Raw genomic sequence first — 13,880 nt, 5'->3', positions numbered from 1 at the left:
CGCGTTCACGAGTTTAGGATGGAGGCATGACGCATGAGGATACTGTCACGGTCTCCGGATGGGACCTGCACTGCCACACCGTCTTCTCCGACGGCACCGTGACGCCCCGGGGGATGGTCGAGCAGGCGCAGCAGCTGGGACTGGAGGGTCTGGCCATCACCGACCATGACACCAATGCGGGCTGGGATGAGGCCCGTCAGGCGGCCCAGGACCTGGGAATGCCCCTGCTGCCAGGCACCGAAATCACCGCCCAGGATGGCCATGTCTCGGTTCACATGCTGGCCTACCTCTATGATCCCGAGGATCCGGTCATCGCCGGGCTCTTCGCCAAGACCAGGGAGGCCAGGCTGACCAGGACCAGGACCATGGTCGAGCGGATCTCCCGGGATTATCCGATCACCTGGCAGGATGTGCTGGATCAGGTCAAGGAGGGGTCGAAGACCACGGTGGGCCGCCCGCATATCGCCGATGCATTGGTCAAGGCCGGTGTCTATGCCGACCGCAGCCAGGCCTTCGCCGGGGTCTGCTCCTCCGGAAGCGCCTACTACCTGCCAACGCCCTCGCCGACTACCCACCAGGTGCTGGCAGCCGTCAACCATGCAGGCGGCGTCCTGGTCGTCGCCCACCCCGGTGCAGTCAGTCGCAATCCCGTCCTGCTCTCCGACCAGCAGATAGCCGCTCTGGCCGGGGAGGGACTGGGAGGCCTGGAGGTCTGGCATCGGGACAATCCGCCCGAGCAGCGCCGACGGCTGCTGGCCCTGGCACAGCGCTGGGGGCTGCTGGTGACCGGAGGATCGGACTGGCACGGGCAAGGCAAGCCCAATCGCATGGGGGAGAACAGCACCAGTGACGAGGTGGTGGCCCGAATCGTGGACAGGGCCCGGGGAAGCCGTCCGGTGGCCTGGAAGGGTTAGCGGATACGAATCGGGGGCGGTCGGACCACAAGGACCCGGCCGCCCCCGTCAGGCGATCACAGCCTCAGTCGGAGGAGCCTCCCAGGACACCGAAGCCGACCGGATGGGTGGTGTCCGAACCGACCACTGCGTAGCCCAGGGACTCCTTAGGAACAATGATGTGCCGGCCCTTGTCGTCCACCAGATCGATGGGTCCGCCCTCGTTCAGGGCCTGGGCGATGTGGGCAGCCACCTCGTCCGCCTTGGCATTGGTGCTGAAGTTGACCGTCCGGGCCACATTTTTGATGCCGAATTCGATATCCATTGCTACCTCCAAGGTTGTTTTCCGTCGCCCAGACCTGCCGGCCCACGGTTCTTCCGGTCTCATTATTCGCTGGCCCGGGTGATTACGCTCTAAGCGTCTCCCTGATGCTCCTCCGGGGAAGAGCCGCTTTCCGGCGGTGATGCCGATGCCTGTCCGTCTGCAGTGAGCGTGGGGGTCTGCTCGGGCAGGGGCTTTCTGGGAATGACGACGGTCTCAGCCTGATCGCTGGCGAGGGTTTGAGCTGACGAGGCATCATGCGGCTGGGAAGCGGCCTCTCCTGCCCCAGCGGGGTTCGAGGACTGGCTGTCTACGGACGCGTCGCTCGTTGCAGCCTTTGGATTCGCCTCGCCATCCGTATCCTTGTCGCTGGTGGCTGGACTGCCGATGCCGCGGAAGTGATCGCTCAGGCCTGATTCCTCTTCTTGGGCAACAGGAGCAACAGCTGGTGGCTTGGGTTGATTGTCGCTGCCAAGGTTTGTGCTCTGGGCCTGTCTGATGGGCTTATTCCTGGCTTCGGAATGGTCCATGGCGGTCTGGGTCTGAGCCAGGTCAGCCATTTCTGCCCTGCTGATGGCGATGGTGGCCGAGCTCTCATCCGAGGGTTCAAAGGAGGGTTCCTTAGGTGAGGTTGCCGCATCTGCCGCGGCAAGGCCCTGTTCTGATGCCGGATTCTCGGCATTGTCGTCGCCGAGCAGGGTGCCCACGGTGATGGTGGAGGGTGCGTCAGTGGGTGACGGACTCGGCGTCTGCTGCTGACGACGGGCGCGCTGGTTCTGCTCGTGGTCGCCCAACTGCTGGGCCAGACGCTCCACCTGGGCCTTGAATTGGATGATCCGTTCGTTGTCGGCATGATCCAGGGCGGTGATGAAGTCGCCCACCTGCTCCATCTGCAGCCAGAGATTGGCTCGGAGCATGATCAGGTCGTCCAGCCGAGCCCCCATCATCCTGCCGTAGGCTGCAATGACTGCGTTGCGGCGGGATCCGTCCAGCTTGGCGAAGATCCAGGCCAGGTCACGGGCAGGATCGTTGACCTGCATGTCCTGCCAACCGTAGACCCCGCTCAGCCCGGAGCCTGCATAGAGCAGGTCGCCGTCGGAAAAGCCTCCGTGCACGGTGCAGGTTTCAAAGGACCAGAGTCCCTCGGTCGCCACGATGGATGCCCAGGAATCGGTGATTTCCTTGGGCACGTGGCCGTCCATGCGCAGCCGCTTGATCCATCCCCGCAGTTGGGCCGCGATCTGGGCAGTGGAGAAGGCTGGGTATCCGTGGGTTTTCAGAAAATCAGGGCGCACCCGGTGGATGGCGCCGATGGCGGTGCCTGCGGCGGTGCATTCGTTCAAGGTCAGCAGATGGAGGGGACGGATTCGGCCTGGGCAGTGGGTCATGACGGCAACAGCTGTGGTGCCGGTCGGGCTATCGGCCTTCTCGCCGGGCTGGTAGGCCAGGATGTGCTCGACCCTGAAGCCCATGGCCGCCATCTCCTTGGCATCGGCCAGAGCCTGAGCCGCCTTGACCCGAGCGGCCAACCGGCGCTTGCCGGCTTCCGAGCTGGTGGCCCAGACGTCGTAGACGTTGCCGGTCGCGTCCTGGACCACCGCACAGTCCACGCCCTGTGCACGGTCAAGGCTGCTGAGCTGGTCGCAGTCCCGCGCGCCGGTCATGGGCACCTCGGGCATGGCGGCCGACGCCAGGGCGGCCAGGGTCAGCTTCGTTCGTTCACTCACATTCTCAAGGATAATACAAGGACTGTTGTGAATACGGTTGTCCACTTGACCACATGGGCACGCCGCAGCGGGTTCCGGTACCGGCCTTTGACACAATGGGGGTGTGCATGAGGATGAGGAACGATTGCTGCAGGGTCTGGATCCTGCCCAGCGGCAGGCGGCCACTGTGCTTGACGGGCCTGTGCGGATCGTCGCAGGGGCCGGGGCTGGCAAGACCAGGACCATCACCCGGCGTATGGCCTATGCCTGCGCCAGTGGCAGCTGGGAGCCCTCCAGAACCTTGGCAGTGACTTTTTCGGTCCGTGCCGCAGCCGAGATGCGTGATCGTCTGACCAAGCTTGGCGTGTCGGCCTCCCTGCAGGCGGCGACCTTTCACTCGGCGGCCCTGCGCCAGCTCAGGCGGGTCTGGCCCCAGGTCAGCGAGACCTATCTTCCGGATCTGATCGAGGATGTGGCCCCCCTGGTGTCCTCCGCCTGCCAGCGGGTCTGCGGTGAGGAGGCCGACCCGGGCCAGGTCAGGGATCTGACTGCGGAGATCAACTGGGCCAAGGTGGGGCTGATCGCCCCTCAGGACTACGTTCGGGTCTGCGCGGCCAGTCACCGTCTGCCGCCGGCTGGTCTGGAGGCTGATCGGATGGCCGACCTGTACACGGTCTTCGAGAGCTCCAAGGCCGCCCATAATCAGATGGACTTTAACGATATTCTTCTGCTGGTTTGCCACATTTTGGAAGAGGGCGGCCGGGCTGCTGCTGACATTCGAGACCGCATCGGCTGGCTGACGGTGGACGAGTACCAGGATGTCTCGCCCCTGCAGCATCGGTTGCTCAAGCTCTGGCTCGATGGCAGGCAGAACCTGTGCGTGGTGGGGGACCCGGCCCAGACCATTTACTCCTTTGCGGGGGCCACCTCCTACTACCTGCTGAACTTCCCCCAGGAATTCCCGGGAATCAAGGCCGATCTGGACCTGACCACCGACTACCGGTCCACGGGAAGAGTGGTTCACTACGCTAATGGCATTCTGGCTCGCTCGCCGGTGCGTGACGACTACCTGAAGCTGGCATCAGCCCGCCAGGAGGGCAGCAGGGTCGCGATGACCCGTTACGAGGACGATGGTGAAGAGGCTGGGGCAGTGGCCTCCCGTATATCCTCCATGATCCGGACGGGGGCCCGCCCCGGCCAGTTTGCAATCCTGACCCGGATCAACGCCCAGCAGACCCTGATCTGCCGTGCCCTGCACGAATGCGGGATCGGCTACCGGGTGCGCACGGAGTCGGGCTGGCAGAACCAGTCGGTCGATCTGAGCAAACATGAGGTGCTGGAGCAGCTGGAGAGCGGCATGGGCCAGGGGAGGGTCACGGTCTCCACCATTCATGCTGCCAAGGGGCTGGAGTTCGCCCATGTCTTCATCGTGGGCTGTGCCGAGGGGCTTATTCCCTTTGGCTCACCGCCCGAGGGGGATGCTCTGGAGGAGGAGCGCCGCCTTATGTATGTAGGGGTGACCCGAGCAGAGGACACCCTGCATCTTTCCTATGCGGAGCACAAGGACGGCAGCGCCTTTGCCCGGCGTGCTCCCAGCCGGTTCATTCACCGCTGAGCGCTATCGACTCGGCCCCTCGGAACGCGGGGAGAGGGAGTGCGATTCAAGCTTGGTTGCCGTCCGAATCGCCCTTGTCTGCGTTGTTCTGGTCCGGGTGACCGCTGTCGGGGTCCTTGGAATCGGTGCCGGCGCTTTTCTGATTGCCGGGGGCTTCGTGGTCTGAATGCTCCTGGTCATTTGAAGCGTCGGAATCGGAAGCGTCGGAGTCTGCAGGGGTGGCCAGATCGGCAGAGGAATCCTTGTCTTCGGCATTCAGCAGTTTGTCCAGCTCGGCATCCCAGTCCACCGAGGTGGCGGAAGTGGAGGCCTTCTGCTCGGATTGCCCATTTGCAGAGGTGGATGCTCCGCCCTGGCCGCCTTCGTCCTTGACAGGCAGGGAAGGCAGCAGGTCAGGATGGGACCAGTGGCCGTCACGGCCCTGGACTCCCTCCTCGGCGGTGATGCGCTCCCAGAGGTCGGCGGCCTCGCGCAGCCGCTTGGGGTGAAGATGCAGGCCCAGCAGGGACTCGAAGGTCTGCTCGGCCGGCCCCCCCACGGCGCGCTCGCGTCGGGTCATCTCCCGCAGCTGCTCCAGGTGGGGCAGGTGGGCCATGCCGGCATTCCAGACCACGCAATCCACCCAGCCGTCCACCAGGGCCAGCAGGTCGCCCAGGCTGTGCAGGGCCTCCTTCTGCTCAGGGGTGTCCTCGATGCCGACATTGCTGAGGTTGATGGCGCCGGCGATGGATTCGGGATTGATCTGGTCGGCGTCGCGCAGCTGATCCTCCACCGCGTCCAGGTCGATGGAGACCCCCCGGGCGTACTTGCCGATCAGGGCCTCGAAGCGCGGCATCAGCCAGGGGACGGCGGCGTAGAGCCGGGCGTGGGCGGCCTCCTTGAGGGCCATGTAACGGGTGACCTCGTCCAGATCCAGTTCCAATGATTTGGCGTAGGCCTTGATGTTCTGAGGTATGAGGGCTCCGGCGGGGTTCTTCAGCAACGGGATGCCCTGGTCGAATCCTCCGCGGACCTCCTTGGCCAGCTCGCCGGCGGCCTGCCCCAGCTGCATGGCGAATGAGGTGTTCCCCAGCAGTCTCATCAGCGTGGTCGGATCCTTGAGATTGTCGGGCAGGGGGATGGGCACAGGTCCGGCGAACATCCCCGAAATCTCGCCCTGGTCGAAACCTTGGAAGCGCTGGTTTATGACGGAGGTCAGGGCCTCGCTGACCGCCTGGGCCACAGGCGAGGCGAACTGGACCCAGGCGTCTATGCTGCCCTCGATCCATCCGGCACGGGTCAAGGCTTCGGTCTGGCCTGGGGCGGGGTCGAAGGAGCAGACGGTGTCCAGCCAGAGGTTGGCCTCGCTCATGACCCGGGCCACCCGGTCGCTGTCCTCGGCTGTGACGGCGGTATCGGACTGGTCGGCCCTGGTGCGTCCCAGGGCGATGTTCTTGGCCAGCACAAGGTTGATGGGCCCCCGGTCGGCCTGGGCCTGCATGTCAGCCGGCGTGTTCAGCCCTCCGGCCGTGAAAGCCTGAATCAGGGCCTGAACCTCGGCGGGTTTGGGCAGCTGATCGGCTCCCTGGGCCGCCATCTGCGAGCGGATGGACTCAGGCAGCTGTGAGAACTGACTCCAGGCCAGCTCGCCCTGCACCGGGCCGAAGCACTCGATGAGCCATTGGTGGATTGCATTCTCGTCCATTGCTTTGATTCCAGTCCTCGCCAAGGCAGGCCGTCCGCCATCGAGGTCGACGTCTGCCGGGATTATCGTCTTCATCAACCATAATATTGGAGCTATGACACTTCCGCACGGGAAATCGGATCACTGCGCCACAGGCGCACCCGAAAGGCAAATCGGGACGCTTGGCGGACCCACCCGCAAAATGCTGGTCGGCGGTCTTCTGATCATTCTGGCCCTCCTGGTGCTTTTCCTCCCCTCGCCCTATACCATCGAGACGCCCGGACCCACCCAGGATGTGCTGGGAAGTTCAAAAGGCTCACCGGTCATCAAGGTCAAGGGCGGCCAGGTCCACCATGACAGGGGCCGTCTGCTGATGACCACGGTCAATGCCCGCGGAATCCCCGGTTATCCGGCCTCCAATCTGGATGCTCTGGTGGGCTGGGCCGACCCCCACGCCACGGTGCTTCCCCAGGAGGCCGTGGTGCCTCCCGGGCAGAGTGTGGAGGAGTACAGGCGCCAGGAGCAGGGTGATATGCACGGCTCCCAGAAGGCTGCCTCGGCCCAGGCTCTGGCCTTCCTCAAGGCCCGGGGATACGACGTCTCAGGCCTGCAGTTCAGCATGAGGGTGGCCGACATCGGCGGTCCCTCAGCCGGGCTCATGTACACCCTGGGGGCCATCGACAAGATCACTCCGGAGCAGGAGACAGGCGGTCTGACCATCGCAGGTACCGGCACTATGGACCAGAAGGGACGGGTCGGTGCCATCGGCGGCATCCAGCTGAAGATGCTGGGCGCCAGGCGGGACGGCGCCACCTGGTTCCTGGCCCCGGCGGCTAATTGCCCACAGGTGGCGGGCCATGTGCCACAGGGACTGCGCGACGTGCGGGTATCCACCTTGGACGAGGCCTACAAGGCCCTGGTGGCCATCGGCCATGGCCAGGGGGAGGGGCTGCCCCGCTGCACAGCCGCCAAGGGCAGATAAGACAAGGCCGGTCCAATTGGTGAATTCCGGCAGTCTTGTTATGCTGAAGCCGTGGCTGAGACTACAACCTATACAGCGGAAGAGTTCGGTTTCCATCCCGGCGATATCGTTCAGGAATGGATGTGGGACGACGATGTCGACGACGGGATCCGGACCAGGATCGAGGATCTGACCGGCGAAGAGCTGGTGGACGAGGACTATGACGCAGCCGTGGATGGGGTCATCATCTGGTGGCGGGACGGCGATGCCGAGGACGATTTGGCAGATACCATCATGGATGCCTCGGCCATGGTCAACAAGGGTGCGCCGTTCTGGGTGCTGACCCCCAAACCCGGCAGACCTGGGGCATCGGCTCCAGGGGTCGTCTCCAATGCGGCCAAGACCGCGGGCATGAACGCCCTGATGCCCACCACCGCCAGCAAGGATTGGAACGCCACCCAGCTGCGGGCTTTCGGCAAGGGCAAGTAAGTTTTTCTGGCTGCAGAAGCGCCAATGAACGAGGTGGTGGACATCAGGATCAACCGATGCCCGCCACCTCGCTGTCTTTCATAAGGGATTCCCTCAGGAATCCAGTTTGGCCAGCGGCCCTTGCTGCTCGCCCTTCCCAGCAATGGCCGGAGACGCCGTCGTGGCCTTGTTCTGATATTCGGCCAGCAGGGTGCGCGAACGGATGTCGCAGAGGTTGGCCACCAGGGCCATGATCAGAATGACCAGGCCCACCAGGAAGATCCAATGCAGGCCGTCGAAGACGATGGTGCGGGCCGGGCCCAGCAGACGCGATGGAATGCTCCCTGCCGTGGCCGGGTTGATCATGCTGTTCATCATGTCCTCGGTCAGTCCCTTATGCTGAGGCACCTCGCGGGCGATGACCGTGTTCATGACGATGCCGAAGATGGAGACCATCAGGGTCTGCCCCAGGGACCGAGCCAGGGTGTTGAAGCTGGTCGAGGCGCCCACGTCGCCTGAGGGCACCACGCTCTGGGCGGTGATGGTCGAGGTGGTGATGGTCAGTCCGAAGCCGAAGCCGACCACGGCCGAGATGACCAGGAAGACCCAGTAGGCGGTGGCTTGGGGGACGGCTATGTAGCAGATGCAGGCCGTCAGGATGAAGGCCAGGCCGATGTTGGTGGCCCGGTGCGGCGGGTCGTGCATGGTCAGCGGTCCGGCCAGGTAGGCGCCCAGGAGCCAGAGAATGGAGGATGGGGTGACCACAAAGCCGCCCAGGGAGGGGTTCATTCCCAAAACAGACTGCATCCAGATGGGCATGTAGGTGTCGAAGCCCATCAGGAATCCGGCCACCAGGAGCATGCAGATGTTCTGGATGACAAAGGTCCTGATGCGGAAGAGCCGCAGAGGCAGGATGGGGTCCTCCTGGCGGCCCTCCACATGAAGCAGCAGGGCAAAGGTGACCACGGTGGCTGCAGCCAGGATCAGGGTAATTCGCGTATCGCCCGCCGATCCCAGGCTCTGCAGGCAGAGCATCAGGCAGATCAGGCAGACGCTGAGCAGCCCGATGCCGATGTAGTCGACGCGGGTTTCACGCGCCTTGATATGCTCGCTCAGGAAAATCTGGATCATGATGATGACCAGCAGGCCGATGGGCACGTTGATGGCGAAGACCCAGTGCCAGCTTATCTGCTGGACGATGAAGCCTCCCAGCAGCGGGGCGATGATGGAGGCGATGCCCCAGGCCGAGCCGTTCAGGCCGATCATGCCCGCCCGCTTGTCCAGGGGATAGATGTCGGCCAGGACCGTATAGGTCAGCGGCTGGATGGCGCCGGCCCCCAGGCCCTGCAGAAAACGGGCGCCGATCAGCTGGGGCATGGACTGGGAGAGGGCGCACAGGGTGGATCCGATCACGAAGACCAGCAGTCCGATGGTCAGCAGCGGCTTGCGGCCAAAGCGGTCCGAAAGCTTGCCATAGATGGGTGTGGTGACCGCTGTCATGAGCAGATAGATGGAGTAGACCCAGTTCATGATGGACAGCCCATGCAGGTCCCCGATGATGGTGGGCATGGCGGTGGAGACGATGGTCCCCTCGATGGCCGTCATGAAGGTGGCGATGAAGACCGCCACCGTCACCAGGGTGCGGTTGGTCTTCCTGCCGCTGCCTGTATCGACTGTCTGTGACAATCCGAACCCCCTTTTATACGGTGTATATGGTGCGTTTCTCTTCTTTTTGCGGACAAGGCCCGCGAATTCCTAGTGGATTATAGCCGCACCGTGCGGCCTTGTCACCGTGTATTCTGCTAAGGTAGTGTGCTGGTCCCGTGGCTCAGTTGGTTAGAGCGCCACCTTTACACGGTGGATGTCCCCGGTTCGAGTCCGGGCGGGACCACAGGGGTTTTTAGGGGGCGTGCCCGAAGTCGCGTCTTAGCGCTCACGTAGAATCGATGCACGACGATCGTTGGCAAGAAAGGTCAGGAGGTCGATGCCTGATGTCAGCTAGGCCTGATGCCCGTGGAACCGAGGCGACCATCGCGCGCTCGGGCAAGCGCAAGTGGGGGTATGACACCAAGCAGGTGGACGCCTTCCTGGAGCGGGCGCACTCGCTCTATGAGAGCCAGGATCCTGATCTGACTCAGGAGGAGATAGCCAACGCCTCCTTTGACCTGTGCAAGAACGGCTACATCATCACCCAGGTGGATGCAGCCCTCTCCCGACTGGAGAGGGTGATTTCCGACAGGCAGACCAGCTTGGAGATAGCCCGGGTGGGCGTGGATGGTTGGACGACCAGAATGGTCAGTCTGCAATCGGAGCTGACCACTCATGCCGGCAGGCCCTCAGGTAGCGTCTTCAAGCGCGGGGATCCCGGCATGCCCTCATACGACTGCAAGCAGGTGGAGCGGCTGATCGAGCAGGTCCTCAACAAGACTTCTGACCAGCTCAACCTGCAGGAGGGGCGGAAGACGGACTCGGGCAAGTCGAAGAACACCGACATCACGGCTGACCGCGTCTCCAACGTCATCTTCACCCAGCGGCGGGGGCCCAAGGGTTATGACGAGCGCCAGGTGGACTTCTTCCTGGCCAAGGCCGTCGAGCTTCTGGAGCAGCTGGAGTCCTTCGCCAGGGTCAGCGAGAGGGCCAAGAGAGCAAGCGCGAGTTCAACGGCGCCTGCCGCTGTTCCTGCGCAATCGCAGCTTCCTGTGCAGGACTCTTCAGCCTCGGGCGTTCAGCCGCTGATCGGACAGAGCCAGGAACCCGCTTGGAGCATCCCCAATGCTTCCCCTGTTGCGGAGGACCAAAGCAGTCAGGACGATTTCGCTCAACTGCATCAGGCGGAACGGGCCATCTTCGATGCTCCCGCTGCCAGCACGCAGACGGTGCCGACGGCCCAGCCCAACAGCTCCCTGAGTGCCCTGGCTTCAGCGGTCAACCAGCGACTGGCTCAGGACGGCGCTGGAGCGGCTGTGGATACCGGTGTTGATACACCTTCAACAGCTTCAGCCCGGTCTGCGTCCTCAGTCGATGTCGGCGGCGGAGCGGCCGTTGCTCCTGCAAATCCGGCTGTTTCCGGTCGGCCTGAATCGGTTATGCCCACCTCTGCGCCAACCAGCTATACTCCTGCAGTCTCCGCTGCAGTCTCGGCTGCACCCGCGCCGGCTGTACAATCCGTGCCCTTCAACCCGACGGCCTCTCCTTCGCCTTCCCCCGCACCGCAGGCTCCTGAGCCGACGGTATTCCAGCCGGCCCCCTCGACACCTGCCGCATCCGCCCCCGCCACAAGACCGGAATCACCGGTGCCTCCCTCGAACGAGGCTGACGCCGAAGACTCTTCTGTGCCAGGATCCACCTCAGTTATCTCTTCGCCTTTCGTCGACGGCCCTCTGGGCGCAGGCGGGCCCTTGGGCAGCTACGAGGAGCCGGCACCAGCAGCACCTGAGACCCAGGAGCGTCCTTGGGCCGAAACAGCCGAAAGCAGCACGGATACGCCCGACTGGGCCAAGCCTCGGTACTCACAAAACACGCATGGGAACAAGCAGGACCAGGATCCGGATTCCTACCTGAATTCCCTGCTCAACCAGGATCTGCCCAAGATGGATCTGGACATCCCTGATATTTCATTCCCGGCCTTCGGCGACGAGGGGGAGCAGGATAAAGGCGGTCGATGAGTCGGTTGGCAGTGATGAGTGAAGGCGTGCAGGCCGGTTTGCCGGTCGAGCGTGAACGTACCCTGGCGGATTGGTCGCCTAGGGACGATGCCGACCAATCTCGCAGTCTGGTTATCCTGGGATCCACAGGATCCATCGGTACCCAGGCCTTGGATCTGATCAGTCGTCATAGGGACCGGTTCCAGGTGACTGGGTTGGCCGCTGGTGGTGCGCATGTTGAGCTCCTGGCCCGTCAAGCCCGTGATTTTGGCGTGACCCGTTTGGCTCTGGCCGACAGGGCCCAGGTTCCTGTCCTGCAGCAGGCGCTCAAGGCCCTGGGGCTGACTGGTATCCAAGTAGAAGCAGGCATGGAGGCGGTCCAGGCTCTGGCCGGCTCCGGCAGTGATCTGGTCCTCAACGGCATCACCGGATCAGTCGGTCTGCGCCCGTCCATTGCGGCCCTGCAGGCCGGATCCCAGCTGGCTCTGGCCAACAAGGAGTCCGTGGTGGCCGGCGGCCATCTGCTCTTTGATGCTGAGATACGGCCGGGTCAGATCAACCCGGTCGACTCCGAGCATTCAGCCATCTGGCAGTCTCTGCGTTCGGGGCAGCATGGAGAGGTGGCCCGTCTCGTGGTCACCGCATCGGGAGGTCCTTTCCGGGGCTGGAGCCGCCAAGCCATGCGCGAGGTCACCCCTGAGCAGGCCCTGAATCATCCGACCTGGTCCATGGGTCCGGTGGTCACCATCAACTCATCCACTATGGTCAACAAGGGGCTGGAGGTCATCGAGGCCAGCCGGCTCTTCCGGATCGAGCCCGAGCGGATCACCGTGGTGGTTCACCCCCAGTCCGTGGTCCACTCCATGGTCCAGTTCCAGGACGGGGCCACCATAAGCCAGGCTTCCCCTCCGGATATGCGTCTGCCCATCGCCTTGGGCCTGTCGGCGCCCGTCCGTCTCGACCATGTGGCTGCGGCCTGCGACTGGTCCAAGTCCAATATCTGGACTTTCGAGCCCCTGGATGATGAGGCCTTCCCGGCGGTCAACCTGGCCAGGCGGGCCCTGGGCAGCTGCGAGCCCATGACCGCGGTCTTCAATGCCGCCAACGAGCAGGCGGTCAGGGCCTTCCTGGATCACCGGCTGCCCTACCTGGGCATCGTCGAAACCATCCGTTCGGTCATGGATGCCATGGAAACGCATCTTCCGGGAACATTCACATCCGTGGAGGTAATGGAGCAAGTCGAGCATGAGGCACGCCAAAGGGCTGATGCTTTGATAGACATGACAGCGTGAGTAGCATTCCCAAGACCGAACAGTCAACATCCTCTCAGGGGTTCCGCAAGACAGGCGAGCAGGCCATCAGCCAGACTCCGCTGCATCCTCGTCGCCGCTCCCGTCGGATCATGGTGGGGCCTGTGCCGGTCGGCGGGGGAGCCCCCATATCGGTGCAGTCCATGACCAACACGGTCACCGCTGACATCAATGCCACCCTGCAGCAGATCGCCGAGCTGGCCGCCGCCGGCTGCGACATCGTACGGGTGGCTGTGCCCAGCCAGGACGATGCCGACGCGCTTCCCATCATTGCCAAGAAGTCGCCCATCCCGGTCATCGCCGACATCCACTTCCAGAGCAAGTACGTCTTCCAGGCCATCGATGCGGGCTGCGCAGCCGTCAGGGTCAACCCGGGCAACATCCGCAAGTTTGACCAGGTCGGCCCCGAGATCTGCAAGGCCGCCACCGATGCAGGCATCTCCCTGCGCATCGGGGTCAATGCCGGCAGCCTTGACAAGGACATTTACGCCCGCTACGGCGGACCCACCCCTGAGGCCCTGGTCGCCTCGGCTTTGAAAGAGGCCCACATGTTCGAGGACGTGGGCTTCCATGACTTCAAGATCTCCGTCAAGCACCACGATCCCGTCACCACGGTCCAGACCTACAGGCTTCTGGCCTCCAAGGGCGACTGGCCCCTGCACCTGGGCGTGACCGAGGCCGGGCCCTCCTGGCAGGGGACCATCAAGTCCTGTCTGGCCTTCGGCGCGCTTCTGGCCGAGGGCATCGGCGACACCATTCGTGTTTCCCTGTCCGCACCGCCTGTGGAAGAGGTCAAGGTGGGCTGCAAGATCCTGGAGTACCTGGGGCTGCGCCAGCGCCACTTCGACATTATCTCCTGCCCCTCCTGCGGCAGGGCCCAGGTGGACGTGATCGAGCTGGCCAAGGAGGTCACCGAGGGGCTCAAGGACATCACCGCCCCCATCCGGGTGGCCGTCATGGGCTGCATCGTCAACGGACCTGGCGAGGCCAGGGAGGCCGATCTGGGGGTGGCTTCGGGCAACGGCAAGGGCCAGATCATCATCAAGGGCAAGGTGGTGCAGACCGTGCCCGAGGACCAGATTGTCCCCACGCTGCTGGAACGGGCCAAGGAAATCGCCGCCCAGATGGATGCCAAGGCGGCGGCCCAGGGTGAAACCCTGCCGGAGGCAGGGCCCATGGTGGTCCCGGTCACCGGCCGTGCCAGCTGAGGGCGTAAGCGCCATCCCCGCCACCGGCTACAATGACCGACGTGTCCCAAGAGGTTGAGCGTTCCCTCCCTGCAAGCGGGTGGAGCAGGG

The 13,880-nt window shown here is 63.9% G+C and carries 11 protein-coding genes and 1 tRNA gene; 8 read left to right on the top strand and 4 right to left on the bottom strand.

The genetic code is table 11. The features are described 5' to 3' along the window. Positions 1-26 precede the first annotated feature (26 nt). On the top strand, positions 27-914 hold the full coding sequence (locus ACUIAH_RS04005) for a PHP domain-containing protein (protein ID WP_306221869.1): 888 nt from the start codon (positions 27-29) through the stop codon (positions 912-914). Positions 915-978: 64 nt separating this feature from the next. Here the strand turns inward: ACUIAH_RS04005 and ACUIAH_RS04000 are convergent, their stop codons facing one another. Further along, the gene (locus ACUIAH_RS04000; protein ID WP_024627268.1) at positions 979-1,218 is read right to left on the bottom strand and encodes a DUF3107 domain-containing protein; all 240 of its coding nucleotides are present in this window, start codon (positions 1,216-1,218) and stop codon (positions 979-981) included. An 89-nt stretch (positions 1,219-1,307) separates the two neighbouring features. Then, the gene (locus ACUIAH_RS03995; protein WP_445341467.1) at positions 1,308-2,942 is read right to left on the bottom strand and encodes a phosphotransferase; all 1,635 of its coding nucleotides are present in this window, start codon (positions 2,940-2,942) and stop codon (positions 1,308-1,310) included. A gap of 103 nt (positions 2,943-3,045) precedes the next feature. Between ACUIAH_RS03995 and ACUIAH_RS03990 the strand changes: the two genes are divergently transcribed. Further along, the gene (locus ACUIAH_RS03990; RefSeq protein ID WP_445341466.1) at positions 3,046-4,536 is read left to right on the top strand and encodes an ATP-dependent helicase; all 1,491 of its coding nucleotides are present in this window, start codon (positions 3,046-3,048) and stop codon (positions 4,534-4,536) included. Between the two features lie 46 nt (positions 4,537-4,582). Here ACUIAH_RS03990 and ACUIAH_RS03985 read toward each other — a convergent pair whose 3' ends face one another. Next, complete coding sequence (locus ACUIAH_RS03985) at positions 4,583-6,220, bottom strand: zinc-dependent metalloprotease (protein ID WP_445341465.1); 1,638 nt, start codon at positions 6,218-6,220, stop codon at positions 4,583-4,585. 94 nt (positions 6,221-6,314) lie between these two features. Between ACUIAH_RS03985 and ACUIAH_RS03980 the strand changes: the two genes are divergently transcribed. Beyond that, positions 6,315-7,181 (top strand): S16 family serine protease, encoded by an 867-nt coding sequence (locus tag ACUIAH_RS03980; protein WP_445341464.1) that lies wholly within the window; start codon positions 6,315-6,317, stop codon positions 7,179-7,181. A gap of 120 nt (positions 7,182-7,301) precedes the next feature. Beyond that, positions 7,302-7,649, top strand: a complete 348-nt coding sequence (locus ACUIAH_RS03975; RefSeq protein WP_445341546.1) for a DUF3052 domain-containing protein — start codon at positions 7,302-7,304, stop codon at positions 7,647-7,649. 93 nt (positions 7,650-7,742) lie between these two features. On the opposite strand, the gene ACUIAH_RS03970 is transcribed toward ACUIAH_RS03975, so the two are convergent. Beyond that, complete coding sequence (locus ACUIAH_RS03970; RefSeq protein WP_445341463.1) at positions 7,743-9,314, bottom strand: MDR family MFS transporter; 1,572 nt, start codon at positions 9,312-9,314, stop codon at positions 7,743-7,745. Positions 9,315-9,445: 131 nt separating this feature from the next. On the opposite strand from ACUIAH_RS03970, the gene ACUIAH_RS03965 reads away from it, so the two are divergent. The 4 genes from ACUIAH_RS03965 to ispG all read left to right on the top strand — a co-directional run bounded on the left by ACUIAH_RS03965 (position 9,446) and on the right by ispG (position 13,790). Beyond that, a tRNA-Val gene (locus ACUIAH_RS03965) sits at positions 9,446-9,519 on the top strand. 100 nt (positions 9,520-9,619) lie between these two features. Continuing rightward, positions 9,620-11,293, top strand: a complete 1,674-nt coding sequence (locus ACUIAH_RS03960) for a DivIVA domain-containing protein (RefSeq protein WP_445341462.1) — start codon at positions 9,620-9,622, stop codon at positions 11,291-11,293. Continuing rightward, positions 11,290-12,564 carry a 1-deoxy-D-xylulose-5-phosphate reductoisomerase gene (gene dxr, locus ACUIAH_RS03955; RefSeq protein ID WP_445341461.1) on the top strand — a complete coding sequence of 425 codons (1,275 nt, stop codon included), beginning with the start codon at positions 11,290-11,292 and terminating at the stop codon, positions 12,562-12,564. The genes ACUIAH_RS03960 and dxr overlap by 4 nt, the downstream gene beginning before the upstream one ends. After that, complete coding sequence (gene ispG, locus ACUIAH_RS03950; RefSeq protein ID WP_180335377.1) at positions 12,561-13,790, top strand: flavodoxin-dependent (E)-4-hydroxy-3-methylbut-2-enyl-diphosphate synthase; 1,230 nt, start codon at positions 12,561-12,563, stop codon at positions 13,788-13,790. Before dxr ends, ispG begins: the two co-directional genes overlap by 4 nt. Positions 13,791-13,880: the final 90 nt, after the last annotated feature.

This window comes from Bifidobacterium sp. ESL0820 (genome assembly GCF_052606235.1).
Note: the sequence above shows the minus strand (reverse complement) of the source record. Positions and strands in the feature narration are given on the sequence as shown.

Excerpts from the sequence above, each read along its gene's own strand:
- ACUIAH_RS04000 (WP_024627268.1), bottom strand. The coding sequence starts at position 1,218 with ATGGATATCGAATTCGGCATCAAAAATGTGGCCCGGACGGTCAACTTC.
- ACUIAH_RS04005 (WP_306221869.1), top strand. The coding sequence starts at position 27 with ATGACGCATGAGGATACTGTCACGGTCTCCGGATGGGACCTGCACTGC.
- ACUIAH_RS03985 (WP_445341465.1), bottom strand. The coding sequence starts at position 6,220 with ATGGACGAGAATGCAATCCACCAATGGCTCATCGAGTGCTTCGGCCCG.
- ACUIAH_RS03975 (WP_445341546.1), top strand. The coding sequence starts at position 7,302 with ATGTGGGACGACGATGTCGACGACGGGATCCGGACCAGGATCGAGGAT.
- ACUIAH_RS03980 (WP_445341464.1), top strand. The coding sequence starts at position 6,315 with ATGACACTTCCGCACGGGAAATCGGATCACTGCGCCACAGGCGCACCC.
- ACUIAH_RS03960 (WP_445341462.1), top strand. The coding sequence starts at position 9,620 with ATGTCAGCTAGGCCTGATGCCCGTGGAACCGAGGCGACCATCGCGCGC.
- dxr (WP_445341461.1), top strand. The coding sequence starts at position 11,290 with ATGAGTCGGTTGGCAGTGATGAGTGAAGGCGTGCAGGCCGGTTTGCCG.